24 protein-coding genes and 1 tRNA gene are annotated in these 21,327 nt (G+C 55.4%); 5 read left to right on the forward strand and 20 right to left on the reverse strand.

Going from position 1 to position 21,327, the window contains the following annotated elements; all coding sequences use genetic code 11:
• Positions 1 to 2 precede the first annotated feature (2 nt).
• Together NHG65_RS08830 and NHG65_RS08835 are read right to left on the reverse strand one after the other, a co-directional pair.
• Positions 3 to 461 carry a methylglyoxal synthase gene (locus NHG65_RS08830; protein WP_112350356.1) on the reverse strand — a complete coding sequence of 153 codons (459 nt, stop codon included), beginning with the start codon at positions 459 to 461 and terminating at the stop codon, positions 3 to 5.
• Between the two features lie 124 nt (positions 462 to 585).
• Positions 586 to 1,254, reverse strand: a complete 669-nt coding sequence (locus NHG65_RS08835; protein ID WP_099061701.1) for a DUF2057 family protein — start codon at positions 1,252 to 1,254, stop codon at positions 586 to 588.
• A 261-nt stretch (positions 1,255 to 1,515) separates the two neighbouring features.
• Between NHG65_RS08835 and NHG65_RS08840 the strand changes: the two genes are divergently transcribed.
• On the forward strand, positions 1,516 to 1,929 hold the full coding sequence (locus NHG65_RS08840; RefSeq protein ID WP_129938439.1) for a CoA-binding protein: 414 nt from the start codon (positions 1,516 to 1,518) through the stop codon (positions 1,927 to 1,929).
• A gap of 59 nt (positions 1,930 to 1,988) precedes the next feature.
• Here the strand turns inward: NHG65_RS08840 and hspQ are convergent, their stop codons facing one another.
• Positions 1,989 to 2,306 carry a heat shock protein HspQ gene (gene hspQ / locus NHG65_RS08845; protein ID WP_085116120.1) on the reverse strand — a complete coding sequence of 106 codons (318 nt, stop codon included), beginning with the start codon at positions 2,304 to 2,306 and terminating at the stop codon, positions 1,989 to 1,991.
• Between the two features lie 61 nt (positions 2,307 to 2,367).
• Positions 2,368 to 3,558 carry a 23S rRNA (cytosine(1962)-C(5))-methyltransferase RlmI gene (rlmI, locus tag NHG65_RS08850; RefSeq protein ID WP_099061699.1) on the reverse strand — a complete coding sequence of 397 codons (1,191 nt, stop codon included), beginning with the start codon at positions 3,556 to 3,558 and terminating at the stop codon, positions 2,368 to 2,370.
• A 92-nt stretch (positions 3,559 to 3,650) separates the two neighbouring features.
• Between rlmI and yccX the strand changes: the two genes are divergently transcribed.
• On the forward strand, positions 3,651 to 3,929 hold the full coding sequence (yccX, locus tag NHG65_RS08855; protein WP_499183172.1) for an acylphosphatase: 279 nt from the start codon (positions 3,651 to 3,653) through the stop codon (positions 3,927 to 3,929).
• Positions 3,930 to 3,936: 7 nt separating this feature from the next.
• On the opposite strand, the gene tusE is transcribed toward yccX, so the two are convergent.
• Positions 3,937 to 4,266 carry a sulfurtransferase TusE gene (gene tusE, locus NHG65_RS08860; RefSeq protein WP_499183173.1) on the reverse strand — a complete coding sequence of 110 codons (330 nt, stop codon included), beginning with the start codon at positions 4,264 to 4,266 and terminating at the stop codon, positions 3,937 to 3,939.
• Positions 4,267 to 4,377: 111 nt separating this feature from the next.
• A complete protein-coding gene (gene yccA, locus NHG65_RS08865; RefSeq protein WP_004942825.1) occupies positions 4,378 to 5,037 on the reverse strand; it encodes an FtsH protease modulator YccA in 660 nt (219 codons plus the stop codon).
• Positions 5,038 to 5,265: 228 nt separating this feature from the next.
• Between yccA and NHG65_RS08870 the strand changes: the two genes are divergently transcribed.
• Positions 5,266 to 5,353: transfer RNA gene (locus NHG65_RS08870), tRNA-Ser, on the forward strand.
• Positions 5,354 to 5,491: 138 nt separating this feature from the next.
• Here NHG65_RS08870 and NHG65_RS08875 read toward each other — a convergent pair.
• The gene (locus tag NHG65_RS08875) at positions 5,492 to 7,486 is read right to left on the reverse strand and encodes a BCCT family transporter (RefSeq protein WP_207977647.1); all 1,995 of its coding nucleotides are present in this window, start codon (positions 7,484 to 7,486) and stop codon (positions 5,492 to 5,494) included.
• A 462-nt stretch (positions 7,487 to 7,948) separates the two neighbouring features.
• Here NHG65_RS08875 and NHG65_RS08880 point away from each other — a divergent pair, with 462 nt between their 5' ends.
• Complete coding sequence (locus tag NHG65_RS08880) at positions 7,949 to 8,164, forward strand: hypothetical protein (protein ID WP_020826186.1); 216 nt, start codon at positions 7,949 to 7,951, stop codon at positions 8,162 to 8,164.
• Positions 8,165 to 8,262: 98 nt separating this feature from the next.
• Here NHG65_RS08880 and NHG65_RS08885 read toward each other — a convergent pair whose 3' ends face one another.
• The 9 genes from NHG65_RS08885 to NHG65_RS08925 form a co-directional block, all read right to left on the reverse strand.
• Entirely contained in the window at positions 8,263 to 9,672 is a 1,410-nt protein-coding gene (locus tag NHG65_RS08885) for a c-type cytochrome (protein WP_413503095.1), read from the reverse strand.
• Positions 9,669 to 11,324 carry a GMC family oxidoreductase gene (locus tag NHG65_RS08890; protein ID WP_099061694.1) on the reverse strand — a complete coding sequence of 552 codons (1,656 nt, stop codon included), beginning with the start codon at positions 11,322 to 11,324 and terminating at the stop codon, positions 9,669 to 9,671. The genes NHG65_RS08885 and NHG65_RS08890 overlap by 4 nt, the downstream gene beginning before the upstream one ends.
• A gap of 15 nt (positions 11,325 to 11,339) precedes the next feature.
• The gene (locus NHG65_RS08895; RefSeq protein WP_499183174.1) at positions 11,340 to 11,900 is read right to left on the reverse strand and encodes a sorbitol dehydrogenase family protein; all 561 of its coding nucleotides are present in this window, start codon (positions 11,898 to 11,900) and stop codon (positions 11,340 to 11,342) included.
• 231 nt (positions 11,901 to 12,131) lie between these two features.
• Positions 12,132 to 12,929, reverse strand: coding sequence for a DNA/RNA non-specific endonuclease (locus NHG65_RS08900; RefSeq protein ID WP_207977650.1), 798 nt, complete (start codon positions 12,927 to 12,929; stop codon positions 12,132 to 12,134).
• Positions 12,930 to 13,096: 167 nt separating this feature from the next.
• Positions 13,097 to 14,557, reverse strand: coding sequence for a TrkH family potassium uptake protein (locus NHG65_RS08905; RefSeq protein ID WP_499183175.1), 1,461 nt, complete (start codon positions 14,555 to 14,557; stop codon positions 13,097 to 13,099).
• Between the two features lie 137 nt (positions 14,558 to 14,694).
• A complete protein-coding gene (locus NHG65_RS08910; RefSeq protein ID WP_219015850.1) occupies positions 14,695 to 15,006 on the reverse strand; it encodes a hypothetical protein in 312 nt (103 codons plus the stop codon).
• A 239-nt stretch (positions 15,007 to 15,245) separates the two neighbouring features.
• Positions 15,246 to 15,845 (reverse strand): NAD(P)H:quinone oxidoreductase, encoded by a 600-nt coding sequence (wrbA, locus tag NHG65_RS08915; RefSeq protein WP_085116155.1) that lies wholly within the window; start codon positions 15,843 to 15,845, stop codon positions 15,246 to 15,248.
• A gap of 129 nt (positions 15,846 to 15,974) precedes the next feature.
• Positions 15,975 to 16,448, reverse strand: a complete 474-nt coding sequence (locus NHG65_RS08920; protein ID WP_499183176.1) for a helix-turn-helix domain-containing protein — start codon at positions 16,446 to 16,448, stop codon at positions 15,975 to 15,977.
• 130 nt (positions 16,449 to 16,578) lie between these two features.
• Entirely contained in the window at positions 16,579 to 17,154 is a 576-nt protein-coding gene (locus tag NHG65_RS08925) for a helix-turn-helix domain-containing protein (protein ID WP_099061687.1), read from the reverse strand.
• Positions 17,155 to 17,221: 67 nt separating this feature from the next.
• Between NHG65_RS08925 and NHG65_RS08930 the strand changes: the two genes are divergently transcribed.
• Positions 17,222 to 18,139, forward strand: coding sequence for a DMT family transporter (locus tag NHG65_RS08930; RefSeq protein WP_499183177.1), 918 nt, complete (start codon positions 17,222 to 17,224; stop codon positions 18,137 to 18,139).
• Positions 18,140 to 18,167: 28 nt separating this feature from the next.
• Here NHG65_RS08930 and rutG read toward each other — a convergent pair whose 3' ends face one another.
• From rutG to rutC, 4 genes are read right to left on the reverse strand one after another with little or no spacing between them, the layout of a single operon-like run.
• Positions 18,168 to 19,487, reverse strand: coding sequence for a pyrimidine utilization transport protein G (rutG, locus tag NHG65_RS08935; protein WP_499183178.1), 1,320 nt, complete (start codon positions 19,485 to 19,487; stop codon positions 18,168 to 18,170).
• A 51-nt stretch (positions 19,488 to 19,538) separates the two neighbouring features.
• Complete coding sequence (gene rutF / locus NHG65_RS08940) at positions 19,539 to 20,084, reverse strand: NADH-dependent FMN reductase RutF (RefSeq protein WP_085116160.1); 546 nt, start codon at positions 20,082 to 20,084, stop codon at positions 19,539 to 19,541.
• 15 nt (positions 20,085 to 20,099) lie between these two features.
• Entirely contained in the window at positions 20,100 to 20,903 is an 804-nt protein-coding gene (gene rutD, locus NHG65_RS08945; RefSeq protein WP_499183179.1) for a pyrimidine utilization protein D, read from the reverse strand.
• Between the two features lie 24 nt (positions 20,904 to 20,927).
• Positions 20,928 to 21,314 (reverse strand): pyrimidine utilization protein C, encoded by a 387-nt coding sequence (gene rutC, locus NHG65_RS08950; RefSeq protein ID WP_112350420.1) that lies wholly within the window; start codon positions 21,312 to 21,314, stop codon positions 20,928 to 20,930.
• Between the last annotated feature and the right edge of the window lie 13 nt (positions 21,315 to 21,327).

A 21,327-nucleotide genomic window follows, 5' to 3' on the forward strand; every position in this document is an offset into this window, starting at 1 on the left:
GGTTATTTCAGGCGATCCTGCAAATAGCGTTGGTAGTCAGGGATGGCGATTTCTACTTCGCTTTTGAACAGTGAAGAGCCAATCAGGAAATCTGCGGTTGAGCGGTTGGTGGCGACGGGGATATTCCACACGGTCGCCAGGCGCAGCAGGGCTTTCACATCAGGATCATGGGGGACCGCGTTCAAGGGATCCCAGAAGAAGATCAACATATCGATTTTGCCTTCGGCAATCAGTGCACCAACCTGCTGGTCGCCCCCCATCGGCCCGCTCAGCATGCTATGCACCGGAATACCACTGGCTTGTTGCACCAGGTTACCGGTGGTGCCGGTGGCATAAAGTTGGTGTTGTTCCAGCACGGCCTTATTGTCTTCTACCCATGCCAGCAGGGCTTGTTTACGGTGATCGTGCGCCACCAGCGCAATGTGTTTGCGCGCGGCGATAGTGCGGGTGGTAAATTCCATCTGGATTTCCTTCGCTAATCAGGGGATGTGCGACAGATTACTGAAACTGCTTTTCACTGCCTAGCGTTTACACCTGAAAATGCGAAGAAAGCGCGCCTTTAAATAAAGGCGTCGGCAATCTTACTTAACGCACTGCCTGTTTATTGGCCCAGTGGAGAAAACGCTTCTGCGTTTCTTTGTCCGCCTGCTGATACCAGTATTGCAGCATCTGTTCGGAAACGTTTTCACCTTTCAGCGTCACCGTGGGGGAGTTTAACACTGCGCTACCCAGTGAGGAGGAGGCAGTGGAGCGTGCGTGGGTGAAGGCCGGTACGGATGCAGGGCGCTTCTGACTGTTATAATCCGCCATTACCTTTTCCAGATCGACGCTGAGCGTGACGCCATCGGGGTGCAATACATCGTGTTTCATCACCAGCGCGTTGCCGTTTTTATCAATCACCTGATAATTTAGCGTCTTGTCAAATCGCTGACCGTCCCGAACATTTTCAATGCGCGGCAGCTCAATGGCGACGGAGCTGACATTTTGCGTATTGAAGGTGGCGATCAGCGGTGGTGAAGTATAGGCCGTTTGATCGTTTTGCCCTGAGCGTACAGATTTGACCACTTTAAACAGCAACTGATGTTGCCCGCCATCCAGCTCCAGGCTGTCGGCGCCTTTTAACAACGATCCTGTCATTTTCTTGCCGTCGACCACCAGCAGGTCGATGTCAGGGGAGAGTTTCAGGGTCGTAGCCACGGCAGGCATGCTGATACTGATGCTGAGCAGCCCCGCAACCATCAGACCAAATTTCATTGTTATCTCCTTATAAGTAGCATCGCTATCAGTGTTGAACACGCCACAGGTTGTGTCAAAGTTTTTCAGCATCATGGTTTAAGTTACAAATGTACATACTTATATTCATTTTGACACCTTTTAAACCGGCATATGCTGGCAGTGACAGCATCAGACCGCAAAAGTCGCCGGGAGTTTCCGGGACCCCAGGTTTAGCCGATTTAAGGTCAATGGGTTACACTCGAAATAGGGAAATCCCCCGTTGATCATTGGGAGCGGAAAATGCAAGACAACGAGATTGCCGGTCTGTTGCAGCAGGTGAAAACCATTGCGCTGGTGGGTGCCAGTGACAATCCGGCACGACCCAGTTTTGGTGTGATGGCCTATCTGCTTGCACAGGGATATCAGGTTACGCCGGTCAGCCCAAAACTGGCCGGAAAAACGCTGCTAGGTCAGCAGGCCTATGGCACATTGAAAGATATTCCGCATCCGGTGGACATGGTTGACGTGTTCCGTAATTCAGAAGCGGCATACGCGGTAGCGCAGGAGGCCATTGCGATCGGTGCCAAGGCTCTGTGGCTGCAAATCGGCGTTATTAATGAACAGGCAGCGGCATTGGCAAGCGAAGCGGGGTTGAAGGTGGTGATGGATCGCTGTCCTAAAATCGAAATCCCGCGTCTGGGGCTGGAGCGCTGAAAAATAAAAAGCCTGGCATAGTGCCAGGCTCTTATCGGGTGTTTCTCAGGCCTGGCGCATCAGTTGCGCAGGCGTGGGGCTTGTAGCTGGTGTCGGATAGACTCCGCCAATTCGTCCAGCGATGGTTGTTCAGGATGAGCGTCCTGGGCTTCCCCATCTAACTGTGCTTCCGCCAGATAGGTATGCACCGGTTGGCCTTCTTCGTCTTCCATCACCACGTGGTACCAAGGAGCGAACCGTAGATCGGTATTCGCCGCTATTTCGTCAGCTTTAGGCTGGTCCATAGAGTATTCAGGGTCGATATCAATCACCACCCCCAAATACCCCAGCAGCTTATGCCGAACCTGTTGTCCGATACCGAATTTGCTGGCAATCATGATGACCTCCTGAGAAACAGTGCCTTGCTCTCTATATGAGGGCAAAACAGCGTATTTCAAGTTACATCACCCGACACGCAAACCCTTTCAAATACAGCCCTTCAGGATAAGTCGCGATAACCGGGTGATCGGCAGCCTGACGATACTGCTCTATAAATTGTACATCACGCCCGGCATCTACAGCGGCATCGGCTAAAATTTTCTGGAATAAATCGGTTGGCATCAGGCCGGAACAAGAGAAGCTGAGTAAAATACCGCCCGGGTTCAGCAATTGCAGCGCCAACATGTTGATATCTTTGTAGCCGCGGCAAGCACCGGCCAGTTGGTTCTTGTTTTCGACGAACTTCGGCGGATCCATAATGATCAGGTCGAATTTCTCACCCTGAGTACGGTAGGCGCGCAGCAGTTGGAACACGTCATCACGGACAAATTCGGCTTTGCTCAGGTCTAACTTGTTCAGCTCGACGTTCTGTTTGGCGATATCCAATGCGGCTTGCGACGTATCAACGCTGATCACCTGCGTACAGCCACCCATCAGGGCAGACACGGCGAAGGCACCGGTATAGGAGAAGCAGTTCAGTACGCGACGGCCGGCGGAGTAATTACGTGCTGCCAGACGGCTGTCGCGCTGGTCGAGGTAAAAACCGGTCTTATGGCCTTGCTGAATATCTACCAGCAGTTTCATGCCATGTTCGGTAATCGGCAGCAGAGCAGGGGGTAGATCGCCCAGCACCTGGCCTTGGGCTAACGGTAAACCTTCTTTTTTACGCACTGCTACGTCTGAACGATCGTAGATGGCACATTCCGGGTAACAATGCTGCAAAGCGGTAATCAACGCGGCACGCTGATATTCAGCACCGGCGGACAGTAACTGCAGCACCAGGAAGTTCTGGAAGCGATCGATAGTGATGCCCGGCATACCGTCGGATTCACCGGCAATCAGACGGTAGCTGTCCAGCCCATCACGTTTGGCAACCCAATCACGCCAGGTTTGCGCCTGTTGTAAACGGCGGATGAAGAATTCGATGTTAATCTCTTCTTCTTGCTGGAAAGTCCAGACGCGGGCGCGGATTTGCGACTCCGGCGAGTAGGCACCGCGTGCCAGCCATTTGCCCTGGGCGTCGTGAATATCGATGGTTTCGCCAGAAAGGGCTTTACCTTCAATACGTTGAACAGCGCCGGAAAATACCCATGGGTGGCGACGGAGTAAGGACTTTTCACGTCCTTTGGCGAGATACAGGCGTACGGTCATAATTAAGAATGCTGCCAGCTAGATAAAAAGAGTGACATCGCCGTGCAAACGCACAGGCAATACCATAAATGTAAGTCGATAAGGGGGCGATTATGACACAAGTTTGCATTGCTGCGTATGTCTATGGCGTAGTGCAAGGGGTTGGGTTTCGCTATAACACCCAGCATCATGCGACGGCGTTGGGATTGAGCGGTTACGCACGTAATCTTGATGACGGCAGCGTAGAAGTGGTGGCCTGCGGCGAACAACCTCAGGTGGATCAACTGGTGGAATGGCTGAAAAATGGCGGCCCGCGCAGCGCACGTGTTGATCGCGTGCTGGTGGAACCGCGAGGCACCGCCGATTATCAAGGCTTCAGCATTCGCTATTAGCCGGGTATCAGATGCATTTTACCGGTTTCGGCAGGCCGGCAATTTTGGTGGCCTGCTTGGCCGGACCTTTGGGGAACAGGCGGTAGAGATAACGGCTGTTGCCTTTCTCTTTGCCGTATTTCTGTGCCATGGCTTTGACCAGCATGCGGATCGCCGGTGAAGTATTAAATTCCAGGTAAAAGCTGCGGACGAAACGCACCACTTCCCAATGTGCCTCGGTCAGTATTATCTCTTCCTGTGCGGCCAGCAGCGGCGCCAGGGCCTCATGCCAGTCCGCGCTGTTTTTCAGGTAACCCTGTGCGTCGGTTTCAATAACCTGACCTTCATACTCCAACATACTGCCTCGGTAACGGGTAATTCAGAACGGCCGCCAGTTTAGCAAACTTTTGTCGCTGCAAAAAATAAAGCCCCGCCGGAGCGGGGCTTTGGGTATTTCTCAGACGTTGAATCAGTTGCTGCGCGCGAAGCCCAGAATGCTCAACAGGCTGATGAACATGTTGTACAGCGACACGTACAGACTGACGGTGGCGCGAATGTAGTTAGTTTCGCCGCCGTGGATAATGTTGCTGGTTTCCCACAGGATGGCACCGGCGGAGAACAGGATAAACAGCGCGCTAATGGCCAGATGCAGGGCAGGGATCTGCAGGAACAGGTTGGCGATGACGGCAACGAGCAGCACCACAAAACCGGCCATCATCATCCCGGACAGGAACGACATATCCTTGCGCGTGGTCAGCACGTAGGCCGAACAGCAGAAGAACACCACCGCGGTGCCACCCAGTGCCAGCATGATCAGGTCGCCGGCTCCGGTATTAATGAACGAGCTGAGGATCGGCCCCAGGGCGTAACCCATAAAACCGGTCAGCGCGAAGGCCGCCAGAATGCCCGCTGGGCTGTTCGCCAGCTTATGTGTCAGGAACATCAGCCCATAGAAACCGACCAGCATCAGCAACAGGCCCGGCGCCGGCAGCCCCAGCATGGTGCTGGCCGTTGCGGTAAGCGCAGAGAAAGCCAGCGTCAGCGAAAGCAGGAAATAGGTGTTACGCAGAACCTTATGTGTACTCAGTAACGAGTCACGCGAGGAGGATGAGACGACAATACGGTCCATAATGATCTCTCTTATCAGGTCATCACAAAATTAGTGACGATGATAGGCAGCGCAAGCATTTGATTAAAGTTTGTTTACCAATCTTTACCCTTAGTCATCATTGCTGCAACATTGAACCGGCGTTGGTGGTTTCTTCAACGCTTGCACGTCAGTTGCTGCTTTTTCGCTCGATTGGACGGTAATGGGCTTTACAAGCGGATCAGCTGTGTTTATAGTTCGGCTCGTTGCGGAGGGGTGGCCGAGTGGCTGAAGGCAACGGTCTTGAAAACCGTCGACGGGAAACCGTTCCAGAGTTCGAATCTCTGCTCCTCCGCCATAAATTATGACCCCGTGCTCTTAGAGCGCGGGGTTTTTTTATGTCCTAAAAATGGCTTGTTGCGCTGATGTCATAGTGCTTATGGCATAAAAAAACCGCCCCGGATGGGGCGGCTGAATAGAACAGTAGCGCAGGGAACTAGCGTACCAAATGCAGGAAGTGCAGGTGTTTCTCGTACTGGTCGAGAATATCGTGGATGATCTGTTCTTGCGTCCAACCCATCACATCGTAATCCTGGCCCCCTTCCTTCAGGTGGACTTCACCCCGGTAGTACTTATGTTCTTCATCACGTTCTTCGTCTTTCAACCCGGCCAGGGCAAAGGCCGGTTGAATGTAAGCCCGCAGGCGCACCTCATAGACAAAGTTCAGGTCTTCACCCAAATCGACTTCGAAACGGATGCGATCGTCCTGCGAATCATCAATCGAGGACGTGGTGTTTTGCTTGGCTAATTCTGCTTCTACCAGCGTCATGGCCGGTTGAACCACTTCACCGACAAACCGTTTTACCTGAGAGCGTTTAGGGAAGTAGGCGATATTACGTAAGCGCCGTTGCCATGAGATCGGATTGCGTGCGGCAGTCGGTGCAATAGTGGTCATCACCTGGCTGTCGCGCTTATAGGCGTCGATACGCAAGGCCTTTAATAGCCCGTAGATCGACACCAGCAAGATTATCGAGAACGGCAGGGCACTGGCGATGGTCACGGTTTGCAGCGCGCTTAGCCCACCGGCGAGCAGCAGGGCAATAGCGACCAGACCCATCATGGCGGCCCAGAAAATCCTCTGCCAGACCGGCGTTTGGTCGGTACCACCGGAAGCCAGGGTATCTACTACCATCGCCCCCGAATCTGCCGACGTGACGAAGAATACCACCACCATCGCCATGGCGATAAATGACAAAATATTAGAGAACGGGAAATGTTCCAGGAAGTTGAACAACGCCAGTGCTACGTCATTTTGCACCGTGTCAGCCAGATCGCGCGCCCCTTCGGCCATGATCAGATTAATGGCACTGTTGCCGAACACTGTCATCCACAGCAGTGTGAAACCTGCGGGAACGAACAGCACACCGGTGACGAATTCACGGATGGTACGTCCGCGTGAAACGCGGGCGATAAACATGCCGACGAAAGGCGACCAGGACAACCACCAGCCCCAATACAATAGCGTCCACCCGCCCAGCCAGTTACTGGATTTCGGCTCGTAGGCATACAGGTTAAAAGTCTTGCTGACGATGTCAGAAAGATAACCGCCGGTATTTTCTACAAAGGATTTTAGCAACAGCACGGTTGGGCCGAGTGCAGCCACCAGGACCAGCAGCAGCACCGCCAGGCCGAGGTTCAATTCGGACAGAATGCGGATGCCTTTATCCAGCCCGGACACCACTGACAGCGTCGCCAGGCCGGTGATCACCACGATCAGCACCACCTGTACCGTGGCGTTGATCGGCAAGCCAAATAGGTGGTTAAGACCGGCATTAACCTGTAAGACGCCGTAGCCCAATGAGGTGGCGACGCCGAACACGGTGCCGATCACCGCAAAAATATCTACCGCGTGGCCAATCGGCCCATAGATGCGATCGCCAATAATCGGGTACAGCGCGGAACGCAGCGTCAGCGGCAGGCCGTGACGATAGCTGAAGAAGGCCAGAATCAACGCCACGATGGCATAAATCGCCCAGGCATGCAGGCCCCAGTGGAAGAAGGTTAGGCGCATGGCCTGTTTAGCCGCTTCCACTGTTTCCGGCGTTCCGACAGGGGGAGAAAGGTAATGCATCACCGGTTCGGCGACACCAAAGAACATCAGACCGATGCCCATCCCGGCGGAAAATAGCATGGCGAACCATGAAACATAACTAAAGTCGGGTTGGGCGTGATCCGGCCCAAGCTTGATATTGCCGTAACGCGACAAACCCAGATAGGTCACGCTCAGCAGGATCAGTGCGACCGCCAGAATGTAAAACCAGCTGGCGTTGGTGAAAATACCCTGTTGCAACGCTTTGAATTTGCGATCGGCTAACTCCGGGTACAGGGCGGCAAAGGCCACCAGGATGATGATTAAAGCGGCAGAGATAAAAAATACCGGAGGATTGATATGGCTACGACGTGCCACAATTTCAGTGTCGTTTTGGCTCATAGAATACCTTCTAGCTAGTCCGTTAGGGAATGGGGGTTAATCCTTTAAAACAGCTCCATAAAAAGTGGGCGAACAGTTGCCCGAGAAATTTAACTCGGCGAGTATAGCGAAAAAACGAGGTAATTGACATTTTTTGGTTAAAACGGCTATTTTAAGTGGTTTTGTTAGATGTTTTAGCTATATGAAAAGAGAGCGCTCAGAAAAGACAATTCACTCTTTTCGAAGGGATAAGACAGCCTGGCCGAGTAATGCCTGTATGTACATCAACACCGCAGCAGACTGCGGCTGTCGGGCGTCAGCGGTAGGAAAGGAGCTTTTAGCGGCGGGGTAGAGCAGATCATGAGAGAAACCCCTATAACAGCGGCTCGAACCAGAGGGATGTGCCGTTGGCGCTTGATCAGAGTTATACAGAGGGTAAAATAGAGCGACGCGATCGTGCTTAACGCTTTCATGGAGATAGAGATGAGCTGGTATCAAATAGCATTGTGGACCATGATTTTTCTGAAGTCCGGTGCGTTTCTGGTGTTCGTTTGGTGGTGGATGTTCAAACGTGCCACTAAACCTTACGTTCGCCCGCAAGATGTTGTCATTGACGAAACGCCGGATGATGACAATCTGACCATGGAAGAAGTGATGAAGAAACACGGCATCACCCGTGTGGAGAATCAAACTCAATAACCGCACCCTACGGCGGAATAAATGCAGAAACTATCCCTGTGCGACTTGCGGCCATGCCTGCAGGCCAGGGGTAGCTCCCCAGCCTGCAGTCACAGTATTTAACGCCGTTTTCTCCCTACCCGCCATACCAGAATCAGCAACGCCAGTACCGCAATGCCGATTGCCGGAGCCATATAAGGCTGCAACCGCGCCAGCAGTGGGATCGGGCCACCTTGGCGCAATATGGCGACGTCCGCGGCGCTGACTTTAACCGCCGGGTTGCCATACTGTTGCAGGACAAAGTTGCTGATAGCGGCGATCTGTTGATCGTTCAGTGGATTCACATACGACTGTGGGCCAAAGTTCGGCATCAGCACGTGTTGACTACCGACCCTTCGCTCGACGCCAAACAGCATGGCCGAAATCAGGTTAGCCGGGTTGCCGGCACCGGTGGCGGTATTGTTGAACAACGAAGGGTAAGCCTGATTTTTACTGCCGCTGCCGTCCGGCTGATGGCAACTGGCGCAGTTACCGCTGAACAGTGCGGCGCCGTCGGTCAGGGTATTATTGGCGGTAGCAGGGTGTAACCCGCGCAATTGAGGCTCAACGCTCGATGGCTTGCCATAGCTGTCGGCAGCCTGGCTGTCGTTGAAGTCGCGGATCGGCGTGGTGCTTTTCAGATAAACGGCGATGGCCGATAGATCCTCAGCGGAAAAATACTGCAGGCTGTTTTCGATAGCCTCCGCCATACCGCCCGCCGCCTGATTCTTGCCGGCCACCTGGCCCGTTTTCAGGTACTGGACCAATTGCTGCTGGCTCCAACCGCCGATGCCGCTGATCGGATCTGAAGTGATGTTGGGGGCATACCAACTGCCCACCATACCGCCTGCCAGCGCCTGGCTATCGTCTTCAGCCATCAGCAGGTTGCGTGGGGTGTGGCAGGTGTCGCAGTGCCCCGGACCATTGACCAGATAGGCCCCGCGGTTCCATTGTTCGCTCTTGTTGGCATCGGGCGCAAAGCGACCGTCTTTCAGGAACAACAGATTCCAGGCGGCCATGCTAAAGCGCAGGTTGAACGGGAATGGCAGGTTAGTCAGCGTATTTTTCTGATCGACCGGTTTCACGCCGTGCATAAAGTAGGCATACAGCGCCGTGATATCCGCGTCGCTCAACCGGGTGTAAGAGGTATAGGGCATGGCGGGGTAGAGGTGGGTGCCATCGGCACGAATACCGTCCCTGACCGCGCGGGCAAACTGCTGTTCGCTATAACTGCCAATACCCTCGACGTTGGACGGGGTGATATTAGTGGCGTAAATCACCCCCATGGGGGAACTGATACCATAGCCGCCGGCAAACGGCGTACCGCCTTCCGGTTTGGTATGGCAGGCCTGGCAGTCGGAGGCGATGGCAATCTGTTCGCCTTTCTTAATCAACGCCACGCCGCTCAGGTCAGCTTCGTTTGCCGCCTGTGCGGCGCTGCTGCCGAGTAACAGCAGGGATAGCAGCGTCAGTCTCGCCTGTTTTCTCATGACTTCACCGCCAGCTTGCGCGCAATGTCATCGGCGGCCTTGATGCCCAACGCCGCCATGGTCAGGGTACTGTTCACCACGCTGGCGGAAGGAATGGCACCGCCGCCCGGCAACCAAAGATTGGCATGGTCATGAGTCCGGCAGTTACCGTCCACCACCGAATCTTCAGGGCTGTGGCCCATGATGGTGCCGCCCATAATATGGTTGTTGGCGTTCAGGCTGGTGGTGATATTAAACTCATCGGCGTCAAACAGCTGACCAATGTGCTCCAGTTGTTTGTGCGCGGCCTCTGCACCTTTACGCACGTAGTCGCCAACGTCGTAGTGGATGTCCGGGCAAGGCAGGCCATGGGCATCTTTGCGGGTTTTACTCAGCGTCAGGCGGTTATTCGGGTCTGGTAACGGTTCCAGACTAATGGACAAATCGACGCCATAGGCGGCGCGACGGCGGATCTCGGCATCTAACGCTTTGCCGACCAATCCTTTTTCCAATGCCTGTTGGGTTGCAGGTACCACCCGGTTGATGTTGTTGAGGATCATTTTATTGGCCGAGTAGTCTTTACGGAACTCGCCATCACGCGGGCCAACCAGACAGCTGCTTTGCGCCGGACCACGGCCCAGCCACAGAGGTTCTTTCGCCAGGAAAGTGCAGTGAAAACCTGAATGGTCCATCATGTTGCGGCCCACCTGATCGGAAGCGTTGGCGATGCCGTTCGGATTGCGCTCATTGGCGGCCATCAGCAGCAGGCGTGGGGTTTCTATGCCATTACAGGCCAGCGCAAAAGCCTTGGCCGTGGCCTGATGGGACTGTTTTTTGCTGTCCAGCCAATGTACCGCAGTCACCTGATTCTGTTCATCGGTGTCGATTTTGTACACCACCGCTTCCGCCAGCACGACCGCGCCTTTCATCTCTGCGCGTTCAACGTGATGAATACCGTTGTACATGGCGCCTATCGGGCAGATGGGCTGGCAATTGTTGTTACCACAGCAGGTCGGACGGCCTTTCCACGGATGGGTACTGCGCCCCTGCGGGATCGGAACCGACCGGTAGCCGTGCGGGTTGACCACTTCGGCAAAGCGAATGTCGCCGTGAGCCCAGGGCACCATATCCATTGGGTAGGGTTTACTGCGTTCAACCGGGGACTGCTGTTGCGGATCGTTAGGGCCGGCCACGCCAATTTCTTCTTCGGCCCGGCAATAGTAGGGTTCCAGCTCGTCGTAGGAGATCGGCCAGTCGCGACCCACGCCATACAGGGTTTTCATTTGGAAATCGCTGGGCAGGTGACGCCAGCAGGAAGCGGCCCAGTGCCAGGTGGTGCCGCCGACGGTACGCAGATAACCCTGCTTGAAACTGCCTGCGCTGGGGCCACTCAGGGCCACATAGTTGTTTTCCGGGAAGTAGAGCGGTGCGGTGGCGAACTCCGATTGCGGATACAGCCCCTGGTAATCAGAGCCGGCGCGGTTGTCAAAAGGCATATTGCGCCAGTTCTCTACCGCCTGGCCGCGTTCGATGCGCAGGCCTGCCTCCAGTACCAGCACAGAATACCCCTGGCTGACCAATTGATCGGCCATCATGCCGCCGACAATGCCGGAACCCACGATCACAATATCGGCCGAGGCGTTGCCATCGGCGGTAAATACAGGTTTTTTCATCAGAAGGCTCTCAGATCACAGGGAAACATTGACGGCAGGCGGAACCGCGGTCCACCACAGCGGGCCATTGCCGCAGTAAGTGGGAACGATCAGTGCGTCGCTGGCGGGGCGATACATCAACGCATCTTTGTAGGCAATCAGCTGCGCCGTTTGGCCATGGCCGACGGTGCCGGTATACCAGGCGGTGATAATCGCGGTGACCACTTCCTGCAAGCCGGCCTGGATCGCCTGCTGCTGCAACTGTTGCGCACTTTGGCCCGCTTGTAACAGACCTCCGAGTTGCTCAACCTGTGCAGTGAACTGGGCATTCTGATTATGCAGCGCAGTAAAAATACGCGCCGACATTCCCTGATCGATATCCTGATGTTCGGTCAATGTCTGAGATATTTTGAAGAAGCGAGCAAACTGCAAAGGGTTGGCTGCAGCGGTTTGTTGTTCAGCCAGGCTGAGGAAAGGATAACTGAGCAGCGAGCCGGCCAGCAGGGTTGAGGCCAGCCCCAGCAGTACTTCACGTCGACTGAAACCGGTTCCATTTTTGGCTGGTAGCCCACCATCGTCTGATAACAAATTTTCCATGTGTTTTTCTCACAACAGGTGTTAGTGCCGAATAAGGCAAAAGGGAGCGGGTAAAGAGGGATAAAAAATAATCAACAATGGAATAACTCCATTGCTTATGGTTTTGTTTATAATAATTTGGCGGGATATTAACTTGGCGATAACTTTCCGGCAATAAACTTGCTTAGGTATCCTGACAAAACAGCACGTAAAGAATAAAAAACCCGCCGCAGCGGGTTTCCGGTTTATGCATTAACTCTTGCAACCCATCAATTCCGGCAGCACGCCCGGTTTAGCCTTCAGCGACGCCTGGACGTCCTCTGGCAGACCCGCCCAGATAATCAACCCGGTGCGTTTCTCGATTTCACTGACCGTTACGCGGTACTGACAGAAATCGGCGCTTTTCGGGGTGTTTTGATCAAACAGAAACGCCGCATAGTGGTTCACTTCCGGGCTGTTGTTAATAAAAATCACCTTCCAGTAAGCGCTGGGAATGGTGTGCGCTTTTTGGGTGCCTGGCAATTTGCCCATATTGCGTTCGTACAACGGCCCGGTCACGGTATACACCGAACTGATGTCTGCGCGGTCAATCAGCTTGCGTTCCTGATCTTCCAATCGCGCCCAGGAGCCCTGGTTCAGGTCGGCCATCTGAGGCGTGATGTTGGAAAGGTAGTTCAGCGACTCCCAGTCAGACACGCCCGCCAGTGAGGCCAGCGGTGCCTGATGCCCACGGTCAACCTTCAGCGCCGCATTGGCACCGGTGTAGTCTGCCGGGATCAGGGTATCCGCCGGGTTCAGCGCCGGATCGGTCTTCCAGTTGCGGGTTTTACCGCTGGCCGGTGTGTCTTTGGTGATGTGATAAGCCACCCAGTTGGCAAACTTGGTGGTGCTGTTGTTGTTCAGCGTATAAGCGTGGCGAACGATCGACACGTTGCTGCTGCCGCCGGTTGGGCAGCCGACCGCACAGTTGTCGATGGACTCCAGTGCTTCGGCCGAAGCCTGAGCGGTAAACAACAAAGTGGCCAGAACTAACATCTTGTTAAAGCGCATATTCATATCCTCAATAAGCTAAAAGTACTGTATGTATTTACAGTGACGTCAACTTATCGCAATGAAACGAATACAACAATGCAACACATTCACGTTACGAATGTGTCAGCAGTGGTACAGCAAAGCGGAGTAAAAAGAGCCTGTGCCGTGCAAGGGCAGCGCAGGCTTTAAAAACGCCAAAAAGCGCGTGAGCACAGGATCAGCATGGGGTAGATCTCAAGACGGCCAAGCAGCATTGCTGAGCACATCAACCATTTGGCCGCATCGCTGAGCGTGCCAAAACCGGCGGCGGTTTCACCGAACCCCAGCCCCATATTATTGATACAGGCGGCAACGGTCGCGAAGGAAGTTACCAGGTCATAGCCCATCAGATTCAGCAGCCAGACAAAAAAACAGCTGAAGAAGACGTAGAGAAAGAAGAAGCTCCAGACCGAACGCAACACCCGATCCTGAATCGGCGCGTTGCCGACCTTGATGGTGAAAATGGCGTTGGGATGGACCAGTTGGTTGATCTCATGTCGGCTCTGCTTGTACATGATCAGAAAACGCAGTGCCTTGATACCGCCGCAGGTTGAACCGACGCAGCCACCAAAAAAGCTCGCCGCCAACAGCAGCATAATGGTGTGGGAGGGCATTTTGGCATAGTCAGCGGTGGCCAGCCCGTTATCGGTCATCATCGAACTGGTGAGGAAAAAACCGTGTACGAAGGAGTTTTTGGCACCGTACATGCCGGAGCGGTACAGCTCGAAACAGACAATGGCCACGATAATCGCCAGCACCAACAGGAAAAAACGCAGTTCCGGGTTTCTATACAGCGGCTTCAGGCTGCGGCGGCCCACGGCGACGAAATACAGGGTGAAATTCACTGCGGCCAGAATCGAGAAGATCCCGCCGACCATTTCCACCGCCGAGCTATCGTAAAAGCCCAGGCTCTCATTGCGGGTGGAAAAACCCCCGAGCGAAACGGTGGATATCCCATGGCAGAGCGCATCAAACCACGGCATGCCCGCAATACGGAACGCCACCGTACAGGCCAACCCCAGGCCAAGATAAATCAGCCACAGGTTTTTCGAGGTGTCGGCCAGCCGCGGAGTCAGACGTTCTTCTTTGAACGGTCCCGGCATTTCCGACTGATAAAGTTTGGCGCCACCAATGCCCAGCAGCGGCAGCACCGCGACGGCCAACACAATGACGCCGAGGCCGCCGATAAAATTGAGTTGGGAGCGGTAGTAGAGAAAAGACTTAGGTAAACCGGAGACATCATTAAGTACCGATGCGCCGGTGGTAGTGATGCCGGAAACGCCTTCGAACATGGCATCGGTCAGGCTGATATTAAGCGTGTCATCCATCCACAACGGCAGGGCGCTGACCATAGAAAACAGCAGCCAGAACAACACAATAATCAGAAAACCGTCCTGTGTGCGAAGCTGCACCTTGGACTGCCGCGTGCTGAACCAGCCCAATCCGCCGAGAGAGCCGGCAATCACCAGCGTATAGAAGAAGGAAAAAACGCTTTTTTCTTTATACAACAACGCCACCAACAGGGGGGGAATCATTGACAGGCTGTAAAGGAAAACTAAAAAACTGCAAAGATGAATAACGACCAGGATCTGTTTATTCTTGACCATACTTGCGCCCGAGTTGCCAGTCGGCAATGAGTCAATTTATTCTTTAAGTATATAAAGAATAAGGCAGACGATATAAAAAAAGCGTAAAAATTCATATCGTCTGCGAAGGTTGGCACGTTTTTTAACCGTGGTGGTGATTATTCCAACAGATTGTTTACGGTGCGACGCACGTATTGCGTCATCTGCGCCAGGTCCTCGGGTGACACCGGTCCGCCACCGGCATGGACGACCTGCCGTTCAATCTGGGCAATTTCCTGCTCGACCTTATTGGCAATCTGCACCTTGACGATTTTATCCACCGACGAGAGCAGTACCTTCAACACCACTTTCAGCGCCACATTCTCGCAGAACGAATCGTAGTGATGGACCGCCGGCGCCGCCGCGGGTGGCTCGGGTGCGCGCGGGGCCATAGCCTTGAAACTGTCTACATTTTCAATAATAAGATCCAGGTCTCTTATTAGTTCATCAAAATCTTTAGACACTGACTTATTTCCCTTCGCTATGCGCAAAAACAGAACGCCCGTCATCAGGGCACAGGCCGGTGATTGACGGGCAGAACGAATTTCGACCGTGACGTTCAGGTAGTGAATGGCAGGCTGAGCGGCATTTTAACCTTGCTGCGGGTTGGCAACAAGATGGGGCCGAAGGAATCAACGGCCCCAGAGAGCAGGTAACTGAAGGTTATCGCTTAACTTTTCAGCTTGGCGGTGATTTTCGCCACGTGCTCACCCTGATAACGGGCAATGGTCAGCTCTTCCGGGCTGGGTTGGCGTGAACCGTCGCCGCCGGCGATGGTGGTTGCGCCATAAGGGGTACCGCCGCGGGTTTGCGAGACATCAAACAGTTCCGGGGTGGCATAGCCGATCGGCACAATAATAAAGCCGTGGTGCGCCAGCGTGGTCCAGGTGGAGGTGATGGTGTGCTCCTGACCGCCGCCGGTTCCGGTCGAGGAGAAGACGCTGCCCACTTTGCCGTACAGTGCACCGGAAGCCCACAGCCCACCGGTTTGGTCGAGGAAGGTACGCATTTGGCCGGCCATATTGCCAAAGCGGGTCGGGGTGCCGAAGATAATGCCGTCGTAATCGGCCAACTCCTGCGGGCTGGCTACCGGTGCTTTTTGATCTTGTTTACCGCCGGCTTTGGCAAAGGCCTCTGCCGGTATGGTTTCCGGCACGCGTTTCAGGGTCACTTCAACGCCACTGACCCGGCGAGCGCCTTCTGCTACCGCCTCTGCCAGGGTTTCAATATGTCCGTACATTGAGTAATAAAGGACCAGTATTTTCGCCATGTTCCATTCTCCGCTCTGGTGATTGCAAGATATGCCCCCCTAAGCATAGGAGTGAATGAAGAACTTATCCTCGCGGTTTTATTTTATTCCGGCCATCGCCAGCAATGTGCCGAAGGCTCCGTCGACAGCTTACGGCATGCGCCTGAGTTTTTCTGCCAGGCGTTGTTGTTGCCAGCGACTGAAAAAATCACGCAACAGCAGAGTACGGGTGGCACGCATGACCAGTGCGATGCTCATGCCGCCGATGGCCCACAGCGACCACAGATATTGCGGATGGGTAAACCAGTTGATGGCAAACAACATCAGGCCGATGCAGGCAAACCGTACCGCCATACCCAACAGCTTGGTTTCCGCCGCGACCTGCCGGCGAATGGCCTGTTCTGCCTGATGATTATTGTCAGCTTTTTCCTGCTGTGTCGGCTGGTAAAGATCGCTGACCTGCAGCCCCATGGCTGCGGCAATGGCGGTCAGGGTCTCCAGACTGGCCTGTTCACCATTTTCAATACGTTGAACCGTGCGGGTACTGAGGCCGGCAATGGTGGCCAATTGCTCTTGTGACCAGCCCTTTTCCAGCCGTAATGGCCTGATGCGGTAAGTTTGCATTGCGTTCTCCAAAATGAACCCTCAATGACACAAAGTGTAGGGGCTGGCAGCGTCGACCGCCACGACACTAGCATGACATGTGCACGACAGACGGGTGACAGCCCACTGAAAATGCGGGCTGTTGTGGCGACTAGAAGGTGACGTTGCGGATAAAACGTAAGGGTTGCTGGCTGTGGTTAGCGTAAGCGTAGTGTTGATCGCTGTTGAACACCTGGGTTTGGCCAGCTTCCAGCGTCAAGGTTTGTTGTTCCAGTACCAGCGTCAGGCTCCCGGCGATGACGTAGATAATTTCGCTCCAGCCTTCGGCATCCGGCACCGAGTCGTAGTGCTCGCCCGGCATCAGCGTCCATTCCCAGAGTTCAACCCGCTGGCGCGCAGGCACGCTGGCAGCGAACAGTGCCTGACTTGCCGGTTGAACCCCTTGCCAGGCCAGTTCACCCACCAAATGGTTGCCACGCGCTTCGGGTGCCTGGATAAGATCGGTGAAGGCGATATTCAACGCATCGGCCAGTTTGTCCAGCACCGCCAGGCTGACGTTACGGTCACCGGCTTCAATGCCGGCCAGCATGCGGCGACTGACGCCGGATCTTTGTGCCAGCGCCACCTGACTGAGCCCCGCCTGTTGGCGATAGCCGCGCAGGTTGCTGCTCAGGTATTGCAGCACCTTGGGCGCTTCATGTTTGCCGCTGTTCACTGTATTGCTCATCCGCAGGCTTTACCTCATACTGGCAGGATCTGTGCATTATATTGCACCCAGCAGGAAGGGCAAGCCGGTGTCCGCAGTAAAAAAATCCTTTATTTCCACCTTCATTCCCAGGATCAAGCGACAGGAAGCGGTGTTGATTTTCATCACCATGATCTGGGGCGGCACCTTTTTGGCGGTACATCTTGCCATGCAGGTCAGCGGGCCGTTCTTTTTCGTTGGTTTGCGCTTCGCCGCCGCCACGCTGGTGCTGATGTTGTTCTCGTTGCGCAGTCTGCGCGGGCTGACCTGGTATGAACTGAAAGCAGGCGTGTTTATCGGCGTGGCCATTATGTTCGGCTATGGTCTGCAAACCGTGGGGCTACAAACCATCAGCAGCAGCCAGTCGGCGTTTATTACCGCCATGTATGTGCCTATGGTGCCGCTGCTGCAGTGGCTGGTATTGGGGCGTTTTCCCGGCGTGATGGCCTGGGTCGGCGTGTTGCTGGCATTCAGCGGCCTGATGCTGCTGGCGGCGCCGAGCAGCACCGATATGACGCTCAGCGTGGGTGAGATACTGACGCTGATTGGTACGCTGGGTATGGCCGCCGAGATCATTTTGATTGGCGCTTATGCGGGTAAGGTGAATGTTAAGCGGGTGACGTTGGTGCAACTGGCGACCGCCTCGCTGGCCTCGTTCCTGATGATGGTGCCGACCGGTGAGTCGGTGCCGCCGTACAGCAGCTATCTGTTGTACAGCGCAATCGGTCTGGGGATGGCCAGCGCCATTATCCAGGTAACGATGAACTGGGCGCAACGCAGTGTTTCACCGACGCGCGCCACGGTTATCTATGCCGGTGAGCCGGTCTGGGCCGGGTTGGTCGGGCGTATTGCCGGCGAACGTTTGCCCGGCGTAGCCCTGTTAGGCTGTGCGCTAATCGTGTTGGGAGTGCTGGTTAGCGAACTGCGCATCCGTCGCAAGGGAAAAGCGGCGGCGCTGGCCGAATAAGGCCCGGTTACCGGGCCATCGCGATATCTTAACGTACGGGACTGTCTGCCAGCGGCAGGGCTTTGCGCTTGCGCAGCAGGGCATTGAGGATAATGGCACCGAAAGTGGCGGTGCCGATCCCGCCCATGGTGAAGTTGCCAATGGTCAGTGCAAAATCCCCCGCACCCAGTACCAGCGTGACCGCCACCATAATCAGGTTGCCGTTATCACCCAGATCCACCTTGTTCTGCACCCAAATGCGCGCTCCGGCGACGGCGATCAAACCGAACACCACTACCGAGGCACCGCCCAGCACCGGGCCGGGAATGGTGTGGATCAACGCACCGAACTTCGGTGAAAAGCCCAATACAATCGCCACCACCGCCGCCGCGATAAACACCAGCGTAGAGTAAATCTTGGTCACCGCCATCACGCCGATATTCTCAGCATAGGTGGTCACTCCGGTACCGCCCACCGAGCCGGAGAGCATGGTCGCCAGACCGTCCCCGACGAAGGCGCGGCCGATATAAGGGTCGAGATCGCGGCCGGTCATGCCCGCCACCGCTTTGACATGCCCGAGGTTTTCCGCCACCAAAATAATCGCCACCGGGGCAATCAGCAGCATGGCGTGCAGGTTAAACACCGGCGCGGTGAACTGCGGCAGACCGAACCAGGCCGCCTGGCTCAGTGCGCTGTAATCCACCGGTTTGCCAAGCCCCAGGCCATTGGTCGCCACCACGTAAATCAAATAGGCGGCAATCAATCCCACCAGGATCAACAGCCGCTGCATCAGCCCACGGGTGAATACCGCTACCGAGCCAATACACAGGATGGTGACCACCGCCATCCAACTGTCGAAGTTGGATGCCGAGACGCTGCGTACGGCGATCGGGGCCAGGTTCAGGCCGATCGCCATCACCACGGCACCGGTCACCACCGGCGGCATCAGACGTTCGATCCAGCGGGTACCTACGCTCATCACCACAAAGCCGATCAGCAGATACACCAGGCCGCAGGCGATGATGCCGCCGAGCGCCAGCGCGATATTCGGGTTAGCGCCCTGGCCACTGTAACCGGTCAGGGTGATCACCAGCCCGACAAACGCCGCGCTGGAGCCGAGGTAACTCGGTACCCGGCCGCCAACCACCAGGAAAAACAGCAGCGTGCCGATGCCGGACATCAGAATAGCCAGATTGGCGTCAAAGCCCATCAGCAGCGGCATCAGTACCGTGGCACCAAACATCGCCACTGCATGTTGCAAACCCATCACCAGCGTCTGCGCCAGTGGCAATCGTTCATCGGGCGCGACGATCGCGCCATCCAGATTGCCTTGTTTCATACGCCATTGGGGAAACCAGGTATTCGCCATCGTTATCTCCAAAATGTTGAGTGCAGGTTAGGGTGACTGGTGAGTGCGTGGTTAGCGATTATCCGTCGCTGCCTGCTTTGGCAACGCGTGATAGCGTCGGTCGAAGTAGGCCAGGCCATGGCTGTCGTCATTACGCGTCAGCGCTACCGCCTGACAGAACAGAATGTCGTGGGTGCCGACGCTGACAATCTGACTGATCTGGCAGTCGAACGAGACCACCGCACCGTGCAAAATGGGGGAGCCGGTCGCCAGCGTAGACCAGCGCGCGGCAGAGAAACGCAGGTCCATCGGCGTTTTTCCGCCAAACAGATTCGACAGCGACTCGTGCTCCGCCGCCAGGGTATTGACGCACAGCGTCTGGTTTTGCTTAAACACCGAATAGACCGAGGCGGATCGATTCAGGCACACCAACAGCGTTGGCGGCGTATCGGTGACGCTGCATACCGCCGAGGCGGTAAAGCCGGCACGGCCGGCGGGCCCATCGGTGGTGATGATATTGACCGCCGAACCCAGGCGCGCCATGGCGTCGCGGAAGTCCTGTTTTTCTACGTACGGTGGCGCTAGTGGTGCATCGGCAAGCAGCGTTTGGCTTTGCATGAGGTGTCTCCGGGTCTAGGATGCAAGACGGGTGTTGGCGTGCGGTGTTTTCAACAGCCAGCCCAGCAAAATGCGGTTAAAGTTCTCTGTGTCGGTCACGCTCATGGCATGGCCGCCGTACGCCATCTCTGCCAGTTCGCCGTTCGGCAGACCGGCCGCCAACTGATGTGAGCAGTGATAGGGCACCAGCAGATCGTCGCGGGAGCACAGCGCCAGGGTCGGCGTGGTGATGTCCGCCAAATGCGGACGGAAATCAGTATTCATCAGCGCATTCAGACGGCGCAGCAGGTTTTCGGTACCCTGAAAATGCGCGGTCTGGTGCTGCAGTTCTTCATCGAGCAAGGCCTGGTGTTGCGACAGCCAGTCGGCGGGGAACAGGAACAGCGGTTGGGCACGCACGTAGGCTTCCACGCCGCTGTTGAGCAACAGATCCTGACGCACTTTGAAGCAGCGCTGGGTCTGGCTGTCCAGCGTCGGCCAACCGTTGACCACCACCAGTTTTTCGATCAACTGCGGGTGCGTGAGCGCCAATTGCAGGCCAATCATGCCGCCAAGGGCATGGCCGACGAAATAACAGCGTTCTACGCTGAGTGAATTCAGCAACTGCGCTACCTCATCGGCCATATCGGCCATGCTGTAGCCGTCCGGTACCTCACCTTTGCTGTGTGCGGTACCGACGTGATCGTAAACCACTACCCGGAAATGCTCGCTCAGCGCGTTAATCTGCGGTTGCCAAAAACTGCCTGCGCCACCCAGCCCGGCGGAGAGTACCAGCGTGGGTGCCAGCGGTGTGTCTTCCCCCAAAATCTCAAAATACATGCTCGATCCTCAGCGAATAATGACTCAGCGGCCGATATGGGCCACGGTGGCGATTTCAATCAGAGCGTCCGGCTTCACCAACCCGCACTGAATGCAGTAGCGTGCCGGTTTGTCTCCGGGGAAATACTCCGCATACACCTGATTGACGGCGGCATAGTTTTGCCAGTCGGTGAGGAAGATCGAGTTAAAGGTCACGTCGTCCATGTTGCCACCGGCGGTTTCGATCACGCTTTTGATGGTTTCCAGCACGTGGCGGGTTTGCGCCGCCGCGTCACCGACGTGTACCACGTTATTGTCTTTATCGAATGCCAGCGTGCCCGAGACGTAAACCACGCCATCGGCCAGGGTGCCGGGCACGAAAGGGGCCAGTGGTTTGCCGGTGCCCGGCGGAGTAATGATTGTTTTTGGCATAGTGATGCTCCTG

Origin of the sequence: Serratia myotis (assembly GCF_027474885.1) — a bacterium.
Lineage (GTDB): Bacteria > Pseudomonadota > Gammaproteobacteria > Enterobacterales > Enterobacteriaceae > Serratia > Serratia proteamaculans.

Excerpts from the sequence above, each read along its gene's own strand:
- rutF (WP_085116160.1), bottom strand. The coding sequence starts at position 20,084 with ATGCAAAGCCAAACGCTGCTTGCCGATGCACCACTAGCGCCACCGTAC.
- NHG65_RS08895 (WP_499183174.1), bottom strand. The coding sequence starts at position 11,900 with ATGGAAAATTTGTTATCAGACGATGGTGGGCTACCAGCCAAAAATGGA.
- NHG65_RS08905 (WP_499183175.1), bottom strand. The coding sequence starts at position 14,557 with ATGGTCAAGAATAAACAGATCCTGGTCGTTATTCATCTTTGCAGTTTT.
- rutC (WP_112350420.1), bottom strand. The coding sequence starts at position 21,314 with ATGCCAAAAACAATCATTACTCCGCCGGGCACCGGCAAACCACTGGCC.
- NHG65_RS08925 (WP_099061687.1), bottom strand. The coding sequence starts at position 17,154 with ATGAGCAATACAGTGAACAGCGGCAAACATGAAGCGCCCAAGGTGCTG.
- wrbA (WP_085116155.1), bottom strand. The coding sequence starts at position 15,845 with ATGGCGAAAATACTGGTCCTTTATTACTCAATGTACGGACATATTGAA.
- rutG (WP_499183178.1), bottom strand. The coding sequence starts at position 19,487 with ATGGCGAATACCTGGTTTCCCCAATGGCGTATGAAACAAGGCAATCTG.
- rutD (WP_499183179.1), bottom strand. The coding sequence starts at position 20,903 with ATGTATTTTGAGATTTTGGGGGAAGACACACCGCTGGCACCCACGCTG.
- NHG65_RS08880 (WP_020826186.1), top strand. The coding sequence starts at position 7,949 with ATGAGCTGGTATCAAATAGCATTGTGGACCATGATTTTTCTGAAGTCC.
- NHG65_RS08885 (WP_413503095.1), bottom strand. The coding sequence starts at position 9,672 with ATGAGAAAACAGGCGAGACTGACGCTGCTATCCCTGCTGTTACTCGGC.
- NHG65_RS08830 (WP_112350356.1), bottom strand. The coding sequence starts at position 461 with ATGGAATTTACCACCCGCACTATCGCCGCGCGCAAACACATTGCGCTG.
- yccA (WP_004942825.1), bottom strand. The coding sequence starts at position 5,037 with ATGGACCGTATTGTCGTCTCATCCTCCTCGCGTGACTCGTTACTGAGT.
- NHG65_RS08840 (WP_129938439.1), top strand. The coding sequence starts at position 1,516 with ATGCAAGACAACGAGATTGCCGGTCTGTTGCAGCAGGTGAAAACCATT.
- tusE (WP_499183173.1), bottom strand. The coding sequence starts at position 4,266 with ATGTTGGAGTATGAAGGTCAGGTTATTGAAACCGACGCACAGGGTTAC.
- NHG65_RS08875 (WP_207977647.1), bottom strand. The coding sequence starts at position 7,486 with ATGAGCCAAAACGACACTGAAATTGTGGCACGTCGTAGCCATATCAAT.
- NHG65_RS08835 (WP_099061701.1), bottom strand. The coding sequence starts at position 1,254 with ATGAAATTTGGTCTGATGGTTGCGGGGCTGCTCAGCATCAGTATCAGC.
- NHG65_RS08890 (WP_099061694.1), bottom strand. The coding sequence starts at position 11,324 with ATGAAAAAACCTGTATTTACCGCCGATGGCAACGCCTCGGCCGATATT.
- hspQ (WP_085116120.1), bottom strand. The coding sequence starts at position 2,306 with ATGATTGCCAGCAAATTCGGTATCGGACAACAGGTTCGGCATAAGCTG.
- rlmI (WP_099061699.1), bottom strand. The coding sequence starts at position 3,558 with ATGACCGTACGCCTGTATCTCGCCAAAGGACGTGAAAAGTCCTTACTC.
- NHG65_RS08920 (WP_499183176.1), bottom strand. The coding sequence starts at position 16,448 with ATGCAAACTTACCGCATCAGGCCATTACGGCTGGAAAAGGGCTGGTCA.
- yccX (WP_499183172.1), top strand. The coding sequence starts at position 3,651 with ATGACACAAGTTTGCATTGCTGCGTATGTCTATGGCGTAGTGCAAGGG.
- NHG65_RS08900 (WP_207977650.1), bottom strand. The coding sequence starts at position 12,929 with ATGCGCTTTAACAAGATGTTAGTTCTGGCCACTTTGTTGTTTACCGCT.